Genomic DNA, 17,516 nt, shown 5'->3' with positions numbered 1-17,516 from the left:
CCACCTGCGACCTGTTGGGTATAAAAGAGGAGCCAAAACCGCTATTTCAGATCGGCCATCGGTACGTGATCCATATCGTGGAAAGTTTGGTTTTCACCGACCATGCCCCAGATAAAGGTGTAAGCTGAAGTTCCCACACCGGAGTGAATTGACCAGCTTGGGCTGATCACCGCCTGCTCATTGCGGACCACTAAATGGCGGGTTTCTGTTGGCTCACCCATATAATGAAACACCAGATTGTCCGGCTTCACATCAAAATAGAGATACACTTCCATACGGCGCTCATGGGTATGGCACGGCATGGTGTTCCACAGACTGCCTGATGCCAATTCAGTCATTCCCATCACCAACTGGCAGGTCGGCAATACCGAAGGATGTAGATATTTATAAATCGTACGCACATTACAGTTTTCGCTATTTCCCAACGTTTCCGGTGAGGCCTGTTCACGAGTAATCATGCGTGTCGGATAAGTATGGTGTGCTGGCGCGCAATTAAGATAAAAGCGGGCGGGTTTCTCAGCACTGATGCTGGCAAATGTAACCTCTTTTGCCTCTTTACCAATATAAAGCGCTTCACGCGCGGCCAGTTCATATGTCACACCATCAACACAGATAATCCCGGCGTCACCAATGTTGATCACACCCAGTTCACGACGCTCAAGGAAATAATCAACCCCGATTTCTTTACCTCCTACCAGGGCGACCGGTGCGGTACCTGGAACCACACCACCAATAATAATGCGATCAATGTGACTGTAAACCCAGGTGATTTCCGCCGACGAAAACAGATTATCAATCAGGAACTGTTCACGTAATCCTGCGGTATCTAACATCTTTGCATGTGCGCTATGAATCGGCTGACGAATTTCCATTAACTGCTACCTCATACTTCACGAATAAAAAGTGATATTCAGCGTACTAATAACCTCGCTTGCTACTCATCCTGGAACGAGTAAACATGCCTGCTTTCCTGTTATTTAGAACCCTGCTCAAAATCATGTTCAGAAAAGTGCTTAGCCGCCGTGGTGACGGTTACGATAGGCCCATTGCCCTTTAAGCAGCGTACCTGCCACTGTAAAATCAGGATTCATCACCACCATGCTGGCGTGAGCACCGACCTGAATCGCCCCCCATTCAGCCTCCATTCCGAGATAAGCAGCAGGCACGGCGCTAGCCATTTGTACGGCTTCCCATTCTGGTACCTGCGCCAGTTGGATCATATTGCGCAATGCCTGATCCAGACTACAGGTGCTTCCTGCCAGCGAACCATCATCTGTGCGAGCTTCACCTTGTCGCACCGTAATGTACTGAGCACCCAGTAAATAACGGCCTTCGCCCAGCCCACCCGCTCGCATGCAGTCCGTAATCAGCGCCATATGACGATAACCTTTCATGCGATACGCCAAATTCATCATTACCGGGTGTACATGAATGCCATCGGCGATCAGCTCGACCAGCATGTCGTGATATAAAACCGCGCCACAACATCCCGGCTTACGGTGATGCAACCCTGACATGCCGTTATATAAATGCACGCCACAATCAGCGCCCTGCTCAAAAGCTTCTGTAACCTGTGCAAAATTAGCGGCAGTATGAGCAACCGAGGTTTTTATTCCGTGATCAACAAACCAGCGCACAGCAGCAATCGCCGCCGGTGACTCTGGGGCAACTGCGGCACGTAATAAGGTATTCCCTGCCGAGCACAGCAACTGTTCCAGCTCATCCACGGTCGGTGTTGTCAGATATTTTTCCGGGTGCGAGCCCCGAAAAGGGGCGGTGAAATAAGGCCCTTCAAGAAAACTGCCCAGCAATGTTGCAGCATGTGGATCAGCGGCATAAACCGGATCAGCCATAAAATCACGCACCTGTTCCAATGCGGCAAAAATATCGGCCATGGGTGCGCTCACCGTCGTTCCCACCCAAGCAACGACGCCAGTTTGTGGTAACGCCTGAGCAATGGTCTGCAAAGCATCCGCTGACGCATCCATCACATCGGCACCCTGGCGACCATGAATATGGATATCAATCAGACCCGGAATCAACGTCTTACCCGGCAGTTCAACCACCGCAGTCTGCTCAGGAATTTCACGAGTCACTGCCACAATCTTGCCGTCTTCCACCACCACTGCGACGCCAACTTCAATACCTTGTGGCGTAAAAGTGCGATCAGCAAGATAGGCAATACCACTCATCAGAGTCCGTCTCCATTCTCACTGTCATCAGTAGCCATGACGGTGGCCAGTTCAGTACGCAGGTTCTGTACACTGGAGGCACCGATATCCATCAGAATTTCCACTAATTCAGCTAACGAAACGCCGTCACGCTCAAAGGCGGCATTAGCGATCATCGGTAGATTCACTCCTGCCAGCAGTTCAACGTTGCGGCCCTTCATCAGGATATTCAGTGCGCGGTTACACGGTGAACCCCCTGGAATATCGATTAAAAACAGCACGCCCTCATCGCTATCAACACTATCTGCCGCGCGACGCAGTTCATCTTCCAACCGATCTGTAGACATGCTTTCAACGAAATCGATAAAAGCCATTTGTGGCTGCTCACCAGCAATCGCACGTACTGCCGAGGCCATACCGGAAGCAAAATTAATGTGGCCAGAAACAACAATTCCAATCATTTACAACCTCCTCACCTTGATGATCGTCAGGAGCATTCTGCTAACACCGTATCCGGTCTGATGTGATCACCACTGAACGGATACGGCATGCAGAATGACGCTTTAACCATTCAAGCAATCAAATAATGCCCAGCAGATGACCCACAACACCTGCCGCCAAGGTAGCGAAAATCAGCACCGGCGGTTTCGCCCAAAAACCGGTTCCTTTCACCATCTTGAACATAAAGAACACTAATGCCAGCGGGAGCAAATTCGGCATGATCTTGTCAAACAGGGCCGTTTGTAGCTCCACTGTTTTCCCGCCAAGATCTATCGCCGCGGTGGTCTGTAGCCTGATAAAGGTGGCGCACAAAGCCCCGATAACAAAGATACCCATGATATTGGCGGCTTTTGCCAACTTTTCAGTGGCATCACTCATGCTCACCATCGCGGCAGTGCCGGCACGGTATCCCATAAACATCAGGCCGAAATAGGCGAGGAAATGCACAATCTGGTACAGAATAAAGAACACAAACGGACCGGCAATCGAACCCTCAATCGCAATAGAGGCACCCAGAGCCAGTGTCAGTGGCATCAGTGTCATATGATCGATAGCATCACCAATACCGCCTGTTGGTCCCATGCCTGCCACTTTCATCACGTTAATAGTCGAAGGTTTTTCTTTATTCTCTTCCATGGCAACAGCTGTACCCAACAGGAAGGTGAACAGCTTGGGACTGGCATTGAAGAACTGTAGATGGTTCTTCAGAGATTTCGCCAGATCAGCACGGTTATTACCGTGGATCTTCTGTAGTGCGGGGATAATGGAGTATGCAAATCCTCCCCCCTGCATACGTTCGAAGTTAAAGTTGCCTTCCATAAACAAGCCACGGAATGCACATTTCCAGAGGTCTTTGCGGGTGATCACGTTACGGACTTCGGTATCCTGATAAGCATCAATTTTATCTATCAGGTTGTCAGCTTTGACTTCCGCTACTCTGCCTTTGTCTGCGGTGATATCAGATGCCATCTTCGAAGTCCTCTGCTTGTTTGTTATTGTTATTGCTGTTTTTTCCACTGAAGAAGTAGTACAGAACGGCAGCGGATGCCCCCAGAATGGCCACCGCCATAATTGGCAACTTCAGGTAAGTGGTCATCACAAAACCGATAAAGAACACTCCCGCCACTTCTTTCGACCACATGATTTTCAACAACATGGCAAAACCAATGGCTGGCACCATCTTCGCACCAATCCCCAGACCTTCTAGCAGCACAGTTGGTGTATTTTCATCGATCCAGGTTGCAGCATGTTCACCGAAATAGACGGTCACAAAGGCGACAACAAAATAGAGCATGGAGCGAGTGATTAACGTCCCGATCAGTAAACGGGATATGCCCGCGGCATCTGCCTGTTCAGCGCATTTATCCGCTTTACCCATCGTGAAAGCAGTTATTGCAAAGAATCCGATAATAATCATCTGCATCAGAACAGCTATCGGCATGCCAACGCCCATCGCCACCTCAGGTGACTGACCGGTCATTATCGCAAAGGCAACCGCAGCGATGGTTCCCATGGTCACATCGGGTGGCTGAGCACCGGCGTTAGGCACCAGACCTAACCAGGCCAGTTCCAACGTTGCCCCAGCGATCAATCCCACTTCCATATTGCCCATAATCAGGCCAACAACTGGCCCGGTAATTAAGGGACGGTGAATATTCAGGGCTACGTCATACTTGTCGATACCGCACAAGAAGGCCCAGATACCAACTAAAGTTGCTTCAAACAGCATAATGTCTTCCTTTATTGCCGTATGTCTTGACGTAATACTTCATGAATTCATGCGCTGGCAGCCAGCTCAATCACATTCACTGGGGTTTGATCTGGTGTATTCTGTACAGTGCAAGTCACACCACGCCCGACCATCCGATGGAAAGCCTCCAGATCTTCTTGGTCGACAGAAACGGTTTTAGCGATCTGACGCTTGCCTTCATGAAAATGCATATTGCCGACATTGCAATGTGTAATGGGCACTCCGCCATCAACCAGACGGGCGACATCCGTCGGGTTATTGCACAGAATAAAGACTTTCTGTTGCGGAGAAGCTTTATGAATCACATCAATGGTTTTCTGAATACTGAAGAAACGCACGGCGTATTCACCGCCTGCTGAGGCTTTCATTCCTGCCTGCATAAAAGCCGCATTCGGACCCTCTGCTGCATCATCATTGGCCACCAGAATCAAATTGGCTTCCGTGTGTTTTCCCCAGGTAATGCGGATCTGGCCGTGAAGTAAACGCTCGTCAATACGGGTCCAGACAATATTTGGCTGAGTCATAGAGATATTCCTGTGTGTTATTTTTTAAAAGGATAAATAGTCACACCTTGCACCACGCGATTAATTTCGCCCGTGGGTGACGGGCAGTCGGGTGTATTGTTCAAGGCGACTGAACTATGAAAAGCGAAAGCTTGAGCGAACATCAGATAAGCAAACAGCAATCCTAAATCAGAGCTATCAGCCATGCCCGGAACTAAAATATGGTCACCAGCGGTAACCTGAGCATCGGATTGTGCTGCTACAGCGATGATCTTGCTGGCAACATTGTTGGCACGAATCTCAGCGAGCAGATCGAGATCATATTGACGGGTGTAAGGATCATTAGAGATATAAACGACAACCAGGGTATCCGGATTAACAATTGATTTCGGACCATGTCGGAATCCTAACGGTGTATCAAAACCGGCCACAACTTTACCTGCTGTTAATTCGAGTAATTTCAGTGCTGACTCCTGAGCCAACCCCTGCAATCCCCCACTACCTAAGTAGATAACTCTTTTGTATTGGGATTTCTTAGTATTATCAATAATTTTGCGGTTAATTTCTTTGAACCAATCCGCAGATTCCTTACAAAATCTTTCAATTTCTTTCGGGTACTTATCAATACCCGCAAAAATAGCTACGGCGGCCAGCATCATGGAGGAAAAACTGGAGGTCATTGCCAATGACTGATCATTGGTTTCCGCAGGCATCAATACCGCCAGTGCTCCTGGAGCTGTCTGGCAATACTGATATAGTTGTCCTTTCTGATTACAGGTTAATACTAAATGAAAACAATGACTCAGACACTCAGAGGCCACTTGCAACGCCGCCACGCTTTCTGGGCTATTACCTGAACGAGCAAATGAAACCAGTAAGGTCGGAACGTCTTGTGCAAAATATTGTTCCGGCGTTGCCACCAAATCGGTGTTGGCAATCGCTTCGATACGCTGGGAAACATAAGGCGTCAGTAATGGAACTAACGCGCGTCCGGCGAAAGCTGATGTCCCCGCTCCGGTGAAGATAATACGGGTATTCTCTGCCGCTAATGCCAACTGCAAAAATTCATTAATGACAGCCTGATTTTCCGCCACGATACGTTGCGTTTTTTCCCAGCAGACGGGCTGCTGTTCAATTTCCTGTGCCGTCCAGTTGGCGTGCAAACTCGTCAGTTCTTCTAGGTTATATCCTAAATATTGCGTCATTTTGATCGATTCCTGTTAAGCAAGGTGGCACGCATTGGCATAGCCAATAAGAGTTTGTTTAATTTGTTGTTTGACGAGTGCGGCTGGCTCAAAAGGCAGTTTGCCTTCACGCACTGCTGTAAATTGGCGTGGCATATATTGGCTCAACAGCGGCAACGGAATCGGCACACTATTCAGGTTGGCAAACAGTTTCTTTTGTGCCGCTTGCACTTCTTCCTGTGGCCAGTAATAACGCATACGATCACTGAAGCTATAACGACGAGCCAAACGCATCTGATCAGCATCACCGAGATAATATTTTTTCCAGTAATCCGGTGAGTTCAGCATGGTCTTTTCCATCACCTGACGTAGACAGGAACATTGTTCTGCTGGGAATAACTCTTCTTCGATATGGCATAAGCTGAACAACGCTTCACGCAATGCAAACGTCAAGGCAGGACCGACTTTCAAAATGGCGAAATGCCCCCGCACCAAAGCGCGATAAGCGATGTCAGTCTGATAATCGGTCGAATGGGCTTCAAATAACTGATAGTCGTAATCTTCAACGACTTTGCTCAACTCACTGGCTTTTTCTGGGCAGAAATCAATCACACCGGTGTGATCAAACTCCACGCCCGGCTGTACCACCAGACCAATAACCCGAGGCCAGCACTCGGCTATACCTGCGGTTTCAAAAGCTTCCAGATGACATTCAATGGTTTTACGCGCTGCTGCGGGGGAAGTGACTGCAATCTCACTCAATTCCTCTTTCGCACCACCGGGAACCGGGACTTCAGTCCCAATGACATACACGGTGGAGTGGGTTTTAAAATGCTTATATTCAGTGGCTTCGGCAATCGCCGCTAAACGAGCGGCACGGGAAGCCACGATTTCATCAGATAAAGGCACGGGATCATCGGCGCAAGACATACTGCAATCGAGGTGGATTTTTTTGAAGCCAGCGGTAACATAAGCCTCAATTAGATATTCAGCCTGTGCCATTGCTTCACTGGAAGGCAGATACTGCCAGCGATTCGGACCTAAATGGTCGCCACCTAAAATGAGTTTTTCGAGAGGAAAATGCAGAGCATCCGCTTTAGCAAAAACGTAATCGCGAAAATCAGCAGGCGTCATTCCGGTATAACCACCAAATTGATCAACCTGGTTTGACGTTGCCTCGATTAACAGTTCTGAGTCGTTATCTAATGCCTGCTCTAGTGCGGCTTCAATGACAAGAGGATGGGCAGAACAAACAGAGTAAATCCCAATTTGTTCCCCGGTTTTATGGCGCTGAACAAGCTTTTCTAACGGATGCATTAACTAACTCCACAATTAACATTGATAATGTCACCATGGAGTTAGGGTGTTATTTCTCTTTTTCAGCGATGATAACTTCGATTCGCATATCCCGTAGGCGTTGTACATACTCTTCAGGAATATCCGAATCCGTCACCAAAATATCAATATCACCAAATTCGCGAATCATATGGCAGCTGCGCTTCCCGAACTTCGTAGAATCAGCAACCGCAATTACCTGTTCCGAAATATCACACATTAAGCGGTTGAGACTGGCTTCCTGCTCATTATGTGTGGTAATACCAACCCGCAAGTCAAAGCCATCAACACCCAGAAAAACTTTATCAAAGCGAAAGTTTTTCAGGCTGGCTTCAGCCTGTGAACCAGAAAAAGACATCGCACTCTTACGTAACACACCACCTGAAATGAGTACTTCCACCCCGGGCGCTGACGCTAACTCCACAGCCACATCCAGACCATTTGTCATTACCACAACGTTTTCTACTGACTTTAAATTGGCAGCGATTTCCCGCGTGGTCGTTCCTGAATCCAGAATGACGGTGTCACCACTGTTAATCAGTTTTGCTGCTGCCTGCCCAATCAGCGATTTTACGCCAGAGTTACGGCGACGCTTTTCATGGACGGTCAGTTCAGCAATCACGCCAGTGTTCGGAATAGCCGAACCGTGCGATCTGATGATGTACCCGTTTTTTTCTAAAAAACTCAGGTCACTACGAATGGTGACACTTGAGACATTGAATCTTTCGGCCAAATCTTCGACACGGGCTTTCCCTTGCTGGGTAACCATATTGAAAATTTCCATACGCCTTTCGATTGCCGCTTTCACTTCTGTCTCCTTACGAAACCAAGCAAATATCATTCGTTTGGCTTCGAATTAAGATTACTACGCTTACGTTTATCTTCAATGAAAAAAAGCAAAAGTTATGATCTCTTTCACAAAGCTTCGTTTTATTGCTTTTTTGTTTATTAAAACTTACATATCCCTTCTTATCATATCCGCAGCTGACTCGCTTTCCAATAGCGCCACACCCGTGATATCAAGACAAAGATACATTTACGGAAAAAAAACAATAAAATTAAATTAAAACAATCAATTAAAATATAATTTAGAACACAAAAAAAAGCATTGATGTGCTGTAGTAGGAAACTCAAAGACAAAAATTTCTCGCCTAATCCGCGATAACCTTTCACGAAAATCAAGATAATGATAATCAATTTCATTTAAGGAGATAGAAAATATATGTTTTCTATTTACCATTTATTATTTTTCATTTTTTTATTTGTTACAAAAAAAATACAAATAGCATCAGATCATTCATTTCGAATTTAACTCACACAATAAAAATAACAGACTGATTTTTAACGAATTAAATTAAATAATCAAAAAAAACTTCCTAAATAAATGAATAAAACAGAAATCCACACATCAGTAAGAGTTGATAACCTTGAAAAAAATTTTCACTTAGATCACAAATGCAAACTATTTTATTTTATTTACTTACGATTAGATCATAACGTAGGAAAACGAAAGAAATAACAACATCTGAAAAATGAAGGATTAATATCCCTCTGGAGTAAAATCATGTCACTCACAAGAAGAAATTTGCTCAAAGGACTCGCGGCTTCAAGTGCTCTGGGCGCAACAGCAGCAGCAACAGGTGGCTTAAGTGCCACACACGCAGCAAATGCCCCCATTCCAACAAAAGAAATGGTCAAAAAACCGAATCTGCTGATCATATTTCCCGATGAAATGCGCACACAATCGCTCGGCTTTATGGGACAAGATCCTTCAATTACTCCTTTTCTTAACCAGTTCGCCAGCCAGAGTGTGGTTCTTAAACAGGCGGTCTCCAACTACCCGTTATGTACACCTTTTCGCGGTATGTTAATGACAGGACAATACCCGTATCGCAATGGCTTACAAGGTAATAGCCATACCGGTGCCGAAGGTCATTGGGGGGGGAAAGATTTTGGTATTGAACTTAAAAAAGAAGCCATAACCTGGTCTGACATCCTTAAAAAACAAGGTTATAGCATGGGGTATATTGGTAAGTGGCACCTTGATGCACCTGAAGCACCCTTTGTCCCCAGCTACAATAACCCGGCTGAAGGACGTTACTGGAATGACTGGACACCACCGGAAAAACGCCACGGTTTTGATTTTTGGTACAGCTACGGCACTTACGATCTGCATCTCAATCCTATCTATTGGACCAATGATACTCCACGCGATAAGCCATTGAAAATTAATCAATGGAGTCCAGAGCATGAAGCCGATATAGCGATACAATATTTGCGTAATGAAGGAGGAAAATACCGTAACAACGACGAGCCTTTCGCTCTGGTGGTATCAATGAACCCACCTCATTCACCGTATGATCAAGTGCCCCAAAAGTACCTCGATCGCTTTAAAGACCAGACCTCACGTTCCCTGAACAAACGTCCGAATGTAGTTTGGGATAAAGCGTATCAGGAAGGCTATGGTCCTGAATACTTTAAAGAATATATAGCGATGATAAACGGCGTTGATGAACAATTTGGACGTATTCTGGCTGAACTGGATCAGTTGAAACTAGACAAAGATACGCTGGTTGTCTTTTTCTCGGATCACGGTTGCTGTATGGGCTCAAATGGCCAGCCGACTAAAAATGTGCATTATGAAGAAGCCATGCGTATTCCAATGATGTTCCGCTGGCCAGGTAAACTCCCCGCTCATCACGATGATCTCTTGTTCTCTGCACCAGATATTTACCCGACACTGCTCGGACTAATGGGTATGAGCGACCAAATCCCAGATGGGGTTGAAGGCACTGATTTCTCGAATACCGTTGCGGGTCGCCCTGGTGATAAACGTCCGACCTCACAGTTCTACACTTTTATGCCTTACGGTGGACAATCTTACGGAAAACGAGGTGTACGTACCGATCGCTACACTCTGGTTATCGACCGTAAAATAGGGAAACCACTCACCTATACCTTGCATGATAATAAAACCGATCCCTATCAGATGAAAAATATCGCAGCAGAAAATATGTCATTGGTTAATACGCTGATAACGGAAGAACTTATACCATGGCTAGAACATTCTGGTGATGTCTGGCGTCCAAGCGCAGTGGCAGCCAATGCCGCCAATGCTTATCTCTGATCGCTCTTAGCTATTTCTTCTTCTCCTCTGTATTTCCCTTTCCGGGTTGTTTCCGGAAAGGGTGTCTGTCCTGAAAGAGATGTATCCTGAGTAACCGAAAATACGATCATTATTTCTATCGATTATTATTACTATCAAAAAATCACGGCTATTCATTGCCGCCCTCAAAATTATTTCTGCTTTTCTACCTAACAAATAAAACAGGACACATAAATTGTGTCCTGTTGTTATTAACTTAAAAATCAAAAAATTAACTGCAATAATCTTTAATCGACAACGGTCACCCATCGATAATCGTGGCTTAATCGACTGGTTTGACTGTCACTTCTTGCGGCATGCCAAAGTAGCTACTAAAAGCCAATTCGGTATTTTCCCCGACCCGTTTTACGCTGACATGCGGATTATTCTGTGTGACCTGCCACTGACCTTTTAGTGTTACCGCAATCGATAACGGTGTTGCCACGGTTGTTCGTGTCATATTCAAATCAGGTGTGACCCCACTGATCTTCAACTGCCCATCATTTTGCGGCTGTGTCATAACAATCGCTGGTTGAGCAATGTGTTTCACCACACCCGAATCTGGCGTTACTGCACTAAAAGCCGTATAACCCGTGGTTTTCGTCACATTATCACGCACAATGTGCGCTATATCGTCCTTACGCAGCACCTCATACAATTTTTTACCTGTACGATAATCCGCAGCCAGTTGCTGCATTCTTTCCGGTGTCGCATCCAGCACCATCAAATATTCATATTGTGCATTCTGTGGCTGAGTACCATGATCCAACCAGGCCAGACTGAAATCACCCTCGGTCCGTTCACGAGTTTTATCATTCGCGGAAATCTGGTGCTGGCGACGCACTTCACCTTTCGCATCTGCAGTTAATAAATAACCATTACCATGACCATCAATCAACCAATCACCCGCGCTCAATGTACGCTGATAAGGCAGTGCTGTAATACGTTCACCATTCACCCACAGATCACTGGCTTGATCCGTAATACCATGCTGGAACAGTGTCGTTTCTGTCGCATATTGCGTCGTAGTGTTACTGATATTACTTCCCAGCAGCACCAGACGATTTTCTGTCTCTAATGCCGTCTTACGTGCCATAAAGCTACTATCAAACTTCGGCATCGAAGGGGCATTGAATTTAAAGGCAAACATGCCATATTGACCGCCCAGTGATGAATGCCCGCTGAATGGTTGATCGCCACGTAACATCAAGGTATGGGTATTGGGACTATCCAGTTCAGCTAAAGGCAGATGAATGGTGGTGGTACCTGGGTTGCGGTTCCAGTCCCAACCATCCTGAACAAAACCTCTCTCTTTCTGACTGCCATAGGGTAAAACTTGTATCGCACCATGGCTTTGGTAACGCCCATAACGGTTATCACGATAGTAAATCTCTGATGACCAGACATGACTGTTATAAGCTTTCAAGGTAACCATCTTGTCATTAAAACGGTGAATACCAAAAGCACCGCCATTAAATGTCCAGTTTCCTTGCGGTAAAGAGGCTGGTGTAATGCGCTGACCAAACAGAGCTTCACTCTCACTTTCCGGTGTATTCGTGACTTGCAGATAAACAGCAGCCAGCTCGTGATCGACTTTGTCACCCGTTTCTGGATTACCGGTTAACGCTAACCAACGGAAAGAATCCTGAAATAACGTCAGACTAGGCGAATTAAATGGATGACGGCCTGCCAGCCCCAAAGAGGTTGCGGGATTACTGTAAATCCAGGCTGATAACATCGCTTTTTTCAGTGAGGCACGCCCCTCCTGACTCACGGCGAATGGTGTGCCATGCAACATATAAACTAATTGACCAGCATTTTTAAATGCAGGGAACGAATATCCAGGGTAATTTCCTTCATGTCGCCATGCTGTACCATCTGGACGTAACCCATCCCGGCCACCCGGTGGTATTTGCGACAAAGCCACATTGATGTATTCACCAAAACGCTTCAGTAAAGCAATTCGTTTCGCGGGATCAGATTCCAGCATTAACAATGCCAGATGCTGACGCGACAATGTATTGAAGTAGTCCAGATCCGAACTTTCTGGCCCTGGAACCATATCAAAATTGGCTTTAAACTCGCGGGAATACCATAACAGTGCATCAGCAACTTGCTGACGTAATTGATGTTTATCCAGTTCATGACTCATCAGCATGGCTGAAATATACCACCAGCGTGAGCTGTATCCCCAATGATGAGTGGTCACTAAAGCACTACCATCAACATAACCCTGATCCAATAAATGTTGGGTCATCAGAATATGCATATCAGCCAGTTCCTGCCGCTCTGTGGCGGAGGTGCTACGCTGATAGGCTCGGCTGATATTAAACATTAGCGTTGCGTAGTCACCGAGAACCACATAATCAGCAAAACGTTTTTTATCAGCAGCACTCATAAATTCCGGCTGATATAACACCTTTTGCTTATTGGTAATAATATGACGCCCCGATAATTTACCATCAGCATCACGTTGAATACGTAATGCTGCAAAATCACGGTGTAATTTATTATTATTATCGATAATAACCAGTCCGTTCTCGCCACTATTCCCCTGAGTAAAGACCCGCACCAACGCATCGCGAATACCGTCTGCGGCCGCAATTTCACTGGCGGTTGGCGTTGGCAATGTTTTAGGTAAACGAAAATCAATTTCTGGAATTTGATAACGCGTCGTCACTTGATCATCAGACCATTGGTAACGTGCATCATCGATAGATAACATAATACGATCAATATAAAACGTGCCTGAAGGTGCTTTTAACGGAGCCTGAAAACGAATACTGTCCATATCGTTTTTCACACCACCGGCAATGGTGGCTCGTTCACCGCTTTCACCGACTTCATTATCATTAAACCCGACACCTTCGATCTCCCGTCCTTCCAGATCATTTTGCAGAGAAACTCCGACCGCACGCCAGCCACTAAAATTCATTTTGACTTTAATGCCGGCATCTGGCGATCCTGACGATCCAAGACCTCGGCCTAGATCCACGATCATATAATCGTCTACAGGTATCTCATTGTAGATCCAGAAAGAGAGTACCTGAGTGGCTTTTCGCCCCCAGGTTTTAGAAGCCAGTTGATCTGAAATCTGTTTCAACGGGTGATGTATCGTCACAGTACTGCCTGAATGCCAGTCCCATTTTAGCGCCTGTTTTCCCATCACATAACGGGCGGAACTTAATGACAGTACTGAACCGGAGCTGGCAGAAACAAAATCAGGTACCTGCTTACCATCAAAATCAATAATCGAGGATTGCATCAGTGCTTTTTTATTTATTTCACTTTTCGCACTCTTCGTATTATTTCCTGTGGCATGAGACGTACAAGCGACAGTGCCTAATAATGTAGCAATAGTCAGAGCTATTAATTTAAGTCTGGAAGGTGTATGCATAATCATCACTACCTAATAAAAGGATGCAGAAGCATAAAAATAAAGGAGTTATCATGCAGGATACAAAAAAATGTGTATCCTGCACTTTATTACCGATTAAAAAACCTGCTAATACGTGGGTTAGAAGTGTTTGGAAACACTCAGGCCAATATATCCTTCATTATAACTACCACGTTTATAATAATTAACATTACCATTGAGGTTAACATTATTTTTCATCTGTAAATTAGAATTAATTGATGCTTCAAAAATGTCATTGCCAACGCTATCGCCTTTAACAGTAAAACGCCCTTTACCTTTACCCTGATCCATCACTAAACCCGCAGTTTCAGTAATGACTTCAGATGTATTTAAATCACGGTAACCCATTAATGATAACGATGGAGTCAATGTGCCTAGAGAGAGGTTATAGGTATTAAATGCCGTGACGCCAGCACCAAAATGTTTCACCGAATAAGACTGACGATCGACCTCCAGACTGGCCGGAGAACCCGATTCAGCATAATCATCGACACGGAACCATTGATAGTTATATTCAGCACGCGGTTGTAGTTTAATGACATTTAAATCAAAGATCATGCCAGCACTCACCTGATAACCCATTTGTAAACTGTTATAATCTGCGGTGGCCTGTGTATTTCCCTGATATCCCGTATCGATACCAATATTACGGGTACTGCTATTGCTGTTGTAGCCCATATTCACGTTACTATTAATAAAGTAACGATCGTTAAACCAACCGGTGTAAGCCATAGCTTCATAGCTATTTACATCTTTGCTGTTGCCGTGATTATAAATATTAATATTGGTATTTTGATAACCAAAAGATACGCCAAACAGACCTTCGTCATTAAAGCGACGATCCATCCCGGCATTAATGCCATAACTGTTTGTCTGATATCCTGGAACAAAACCTTCACTTCCCTGACGCGCATGTGCATATAAACTTTGCGCCCAGAAATTCCATGGTGTCGCAGCAGATTGATTACGCAAATAGAAACTACGATTGTTCACCTGTTCACGCATCTTATCCACGACACGCAAGGCAGCCCGTACTTCACTCCCTTCAGCATCTGGGGTTAATTGGTCTGCCAATTGAGCAATTTGAGTACCGCTATTACCGGCAGAAGCCAATAAACCCAATAGTTGACCACTGGCATCAGACTGCGTTTTGTTATATTGGCTTAACGCATAATCCACAATATAATTTGCCGCATCAAGCTGATAAATGCTTGCCCCACCTCCAGCAGCCAGATTCAGAAAGTTCACCGTTCCTTCATAGTTGACGCCATAACGTACCACCAGCTGATTGCCATTGATGCCACCATTCACGACAGGATCTGTCGACGTTACCCAGGAATCAGTCTGCTTTAATAATGGGGAAAGATCGCCAGCAGCTGGTGTGCCATTCTGTGTTACATCCACCGGGCCGCTCATCCCACCATTAGATTGAATTAGCACAATATCTTTATTGACGATGTCATTAATATTACTGCCAACGTAAGAAAATAGAGCTTTGCTTCCGGTATTAAATACGGTTTTACCTTCAACCAATAAGATTGGTGAACTTAAATCACTCTCATTACCAATTTTAAAATCTAGTGTGGCATCTTTTTTATTCGTAAAATCACCACTCCAGATAATAGTTTTATCTTTAGCCCCAATACTAAGATTGCCCCAGTTTTCTATTTTTTCCACACCAGAAATCGAGTAACCATCAAATAATGCCGTGCTAGCTCCTCCCTGATAAGCAAAGTTAATCTTATTGCCAGATGCGCCATTACCAATCACATTACCAATAATACTACCATTGATATCCATCCGCACAGCCGTCTTGGCACCGGAAAAATCAATCGCCGTCTCTTTCCCCTGAACAACTGAGCCATCTTTTATCGCCAGACCAAAATTAGGTATCGCACCGGTATGCTCAAATGCACCCTCAATTTTAATTGCAGTACCATTTTTACTAATAACATTAATCCCTTTTTCAAGATTAATATTATTTTTAAAACTTGACATTCCATCAGCATAAATTGCATAGGCATTATCACCTGTCACAATAATATTTTTACGTAAATATTGTGGTACAAATGAATTAGAACCCGTGTAAGTTAGACCATTACCCTCAGTAACATATAAATCTGATGACAATGAAACACCTTTACCATCATTAGCAATGATCGCATCACATAAACTGCCTAACGGGGCATCTGGTGAGCAATCAATAGCCATGACGTTAAATGTAGTTGATAATAAAATAGCAGAGATACTGGTGGCGACAATATTCTTTTTAAATTTATTATTCATAACCGAACCTTCCAACAGACTGGAATAAATAAAATATAAGATGAGCACTCAAAATAAACCAAGCAGGAAAAATAAAAATATATTTTTATCATCTTGCCTATCTATTATTGGGGTGTCGATACAATTAGAATGTGGCTCTTATGCCCAATTTCATATATTTTGACCATGAGTCTTCTTTACCCATGGAGTAACCCTCTTTGTATTTTACATCATCAATATAATATTCAGCCTGAATACGGAAACTATCCGATAATGGGTAGGCTAATTGCAACGCGACACGATTCACTTTACTCATGGTTTTCGTTTCGCTATATGATGCACTTTCAAACCAGCCTGATGTTTCAGCATAGTTAAGGGAGTAACGGGCATACGGTGTTAACACTAAACCAATCGGGGTATTCCAGTTAAAATAGAAACGCAATTGCTGGTTTTTAGAATCATCAGTCAATCCCCAGGTATCGCCTTTATCACTACGCTTACCGGCATTGAAGTAATTCACTGTCATTGAAGTATTCGCACTGGACTTAAAACGAATCCCCGGCTCTATTTCCCAGGTTAGGCGGTCTGAGTTACGAACACTCTGATTAGCTGCGGTATTCACCTCTTCACGCTCGATTCCCATGATCATGCTACCAGCAAACGTAAAACGCTCAGATAGTTGATATTGTCCAGCCAGTTTGGCGTTATAAAAATCAGTGGTATTACTGTTGCCATTTTCGTAATTGGTTAGATCTTCACGGATACGAATGCCTGGTTGAATCCAGCCGCCATCAAAACGAAAACGATAAGCAGCACTGAATTCAGCACGCTGATAGCGCTGATTAGAATCATGATACTGCTTACGAAAACCTAAATCGTAATACCAGTTAGAGCCATCTGGATTAATATTCATATCCAGACGCGGTCCAGTATAATCGTAGGATGTACCGTAATCACCGGTTACCCAACTCAGCGTCGCATTAATCTTCGCCGCCTCAGCATCTATAGGTAGCAATGCAGCCATAATCCCCAGACAGGCTGCCGTTCCAGAAGTAACTAACAACTTCGCTTTCATAATGACATCTAATCCTTATAATTATAGAGATACGCTACATTGCGGGATATGGAGAGACGGCTCCTGCATCAATAGCTCCGTCGCCGGAAAAAGTGTTGACCGGACAGTAGGTATGGACAAGTCATATGTGTTATTTGTCAACCTGGTGAAGGTGTATACCTTGATTGAA

13 protein-coding genes are annotated in these 17,516 nt (G+C 44.8%); 1 reads left to right on the top strand and 12 read right to left on the bottom strand.

The features are described from left to right. Window positions 1-41 precede the first annotated feature (41 nt). The 9 genes from kduI to agaR form a co-directional block, all read right to left on the bottom strand. Window positions 42-872, bottom strand: a complete 831-nt coding sequence (gene kduI / locus DJ39_RS05425; RefSeq protein WP_004722830.1) for a 5-dehydro-4-deoxy-D-glucuronate isomerase — start codon at window positions 870-872, stop codon at window positions 42-44. Between the two features lie 141 nt (window positions 873-1,013). Beyond that, entirely contained in the window at window positions 1,014-2,192 is a 1,179-nt protein-coding gene (gene nagA, locus DJ39_RS05420) for an N-acetylglucosamine-6-phosphate deacetylase (RefSeq protein ID WP_004722829.1), read from the bottom strand. Next, window positions 2,192-2,632 carry a PTS galactosamine/N-acetylgalactosamine transporter subunit IIA gene (gene agaF / locus DJ39_RS05415; RefSeq protein WP_038245339.1) on the bottom strand — a complete coding sequence of 147 codons (441 nt, stop codon included), beginning with the start codon at window positions 2,630-2,632 and terminating at the stop codon, window positions 2,192-2,194. The genes nagA and agaF overlap by 1 nt, the downstream gene beginning before the upstream one ends. Before the next feature lie 118 nt (window positions 2,633-2,750). After that, window positions 2,751-3,641: a PTS system mannose/fructose/sorbose family transporter subunit IID gene (locus DJ39_RS05410; protein ID WP_038245337.1), complete on the bottom strand. Its 891-nt coding sequence runs from the start codon at window positions 3,639-3,641 to the stop codon at window positions 2,751-2,753. Continuing rightward, window positions 3,631-4,401, bottom strand: a complete 771-nt coding sequence (agaW, locus tag DJ39_RS05405; protein ID WP_004722825.1) for a PTS N-acetylgalactosamine transporter subunit IIC — start codon at window positions 4,399-4,401, stop codon at window positions 3,631-3,633. Before agaW ends, DJ39_RS05410 begins: the two co-directional genes overlap by 11 nt. A 47-nt stretch (window positions 4,402-4,448) precedes the next feature. Next, the gene (agaV, locus tag DJ39_RS05400; protein ID WP_004722823.1) at window positions 4,449-4,946 is read right to left on the bottom strand and encodes a PTS N-acetylgalactosamine transporter subunit IIB; all 498 of its coding nucleotides are present in this window, start codon (window positions 4,944-4,946) and stop codon (window positions 4,449-4,451) included. 17 nt (window positions 4,947-4,963) lie between these two features. After that, a complete protein-coding gene (locus tag DJ39_RS05395; protein WP_004722822.1) occupies window positions 4,964-6,130 on the bottom strand; it encodes an SIS domain-containing protein in 1,167 nt (388 codons plus the stop codon). Window positions 6,131-6,145: 15 nt separating this feature from the next. After that, entirely contained in the window at window positions 6,146-7,426 is a 1,281-nt protein-coding gene (kbaZ, locus tag DJ39_RS05390; RefSeq protein WP_004722820.1) for a tagatose-bisphosphate aldolase subunit KbaZ, read from the bottom strand. 49 nt (window positions 7,427-7,475) lie between these two features. Beyond that, complete coding sequence (gene agaR / locus DJ39_RS05385) at window positions 7,476-8,252, bottom strand: transcriptional repressor AgaR (protein ID WP_038245331.1); 777 nt, start codon at window positions 8,250-8,252, stop codon at window positions 7,476-7,478. Window positions 8,253-9,008: 756 nt separating this feature from the next. Here agaR and DJ39_RS05375 point away from each other — a divergent pair. Continuing rightward, entirely contained in the window at window positions 9,009-10,571 is a 1,563-nt protein-coding gene (locus tag DJ39_RS05375; RefSeq protein ID WP_038245325.1) for a sulfatase family protein, read from the top strand. A gap of 301 nt (window positions 10,572-10,872) precedes the next feature. On the opposite strand, the gene DJ39_RS05370 is transcribed toward DJ39_RS05375, so the two are convergent. The 3 genes from DJ39_RS05370 to DJ39_RS05360 form a co-directional block, all read right to left on the bottom strand. Beyond that, entirely contained in the window at window positions 10,873-13,986 is a 3,114-nt protein-coding gene (locus DJ39_RS05370; protein WP_038251209.1) for a chondroitinase family polysaccharide lyase, read from the bottom strand. A 120-nt stretch (window positions 13,987-14,106) separates the two neighbouring features. Beyond that, entirely contained in the window at window positions 14,107-16,293 is a 2,187-nt protein-coding gene (locus tag DJ39_RS05365) for an autotransporter family protein (protein ID WP_004722812.1), read from the bottom strand. A gap of 124 nt (window positions 16,294-16,417) precedes the next feature. Beyond that, window positions 16,418-17,347, bottom strand: coding sequence for an OmpG porin family protein (locus DJ39_RS05360; RefSeq protein WP_004722810.1), 930 nt, complete (start codon window positions 17,345-17,347; stop codon window positions 16,418-16,420). Window positions 17,348-17,516: the final 169 nt, after the last annotated feature.

The sequence above is a fragment of the Yersinia ruckeri ATCC 29473 genome, from assembly GCF_000754815.1.
GTDB lineage: Bacteria > Pseudomonadota > Gammaproteobacteria > Enterobacterales > Enterobacteriaceae > Yersinia > Yersinia ruckeri.
This window is presented reverse-complemented; position numbering and strand designations above follow the sequence as displayed.

Coding starts and splice junctions, on each gene's coding strand:
- nagA (WP_004722829.1), bottom strand. CDS start 2,192: ATGAGTGGTATTGCCTATCTTGCTGATCGCACTTTTACGCCACAAGGT.
- agaV (WP_004722823.1), bottom strand. CDS start 4,946: ATGACTCAGCCAAATATTGTCTGGACCCGTATTGACGAGCGTTTACTT.
- DJ39_RS05375 (WP_038245325.1), top strand. CDS start 9,009: ATGTCACTCACAAGAAGAAATTTGCTCAAAGGACTCGCGGCTTCAAGT.
- DJ39_RS05370 (WP_038251209.1), bottom strand. CDS start 13,986: ATGCATACACCTTCCAGACTTAAATTAATAGCTCTGACTATTGCTACA.
- DJ39_RS05365 (WP_004722812.1), bottom strand. CDS start 16,293: ATGAATAATAAATTTAAAAAGAATATTGTCGCCACCAGTATCTCTGCT.
- agaF (WP_038245339.1), bottom strand. CDS start 2,632: ATGATTGGAATTGTTGTTTCTGGCCACATTAATTTTGCTTCCGGTATG.
- DJ39_RS05395 (WP_004722822.1), bottom strand. CDS start 6,130: ATGACGCAATATTTAGGATATAACCTAGAAGAACTGACGAGTTTGCAC.
- kduI (WP_004722830.1), bottom strand. CDS start 872: ATGGAAATTCGTCAGCCGATTCATAGCGCACATGCAAAGATGTTAGAT.
- DJ39_RS05360 (WP_004722810.1), bottom strand. CDS start 17,347: ATGAAAGCGAAGTTGTTAGTTACTTCTGGAACGGCAGCCTGTCTGGGG.
- DJ39_RS05410 (WP_038245337.1), bottom strand. CDS start 3,641: ATGGCATCTGATATCACCGCAGACAAAGGCAGAGTAGCGGAAGTCAAA.
- kbaZ (WP_004722820.1), bottom strand. CDS start 7,426: ATGCATCCGTTAGAAAAGCTTGTTCAGCGCCATAAAACCGGGGAACAA.
- agaW (WP_004722825.1), bottom strand. CDS start 4,401: ATGCTGTTTGAAGCAACTTTAGTTGGTATCTGGGCCTTCTTGTGCGGT.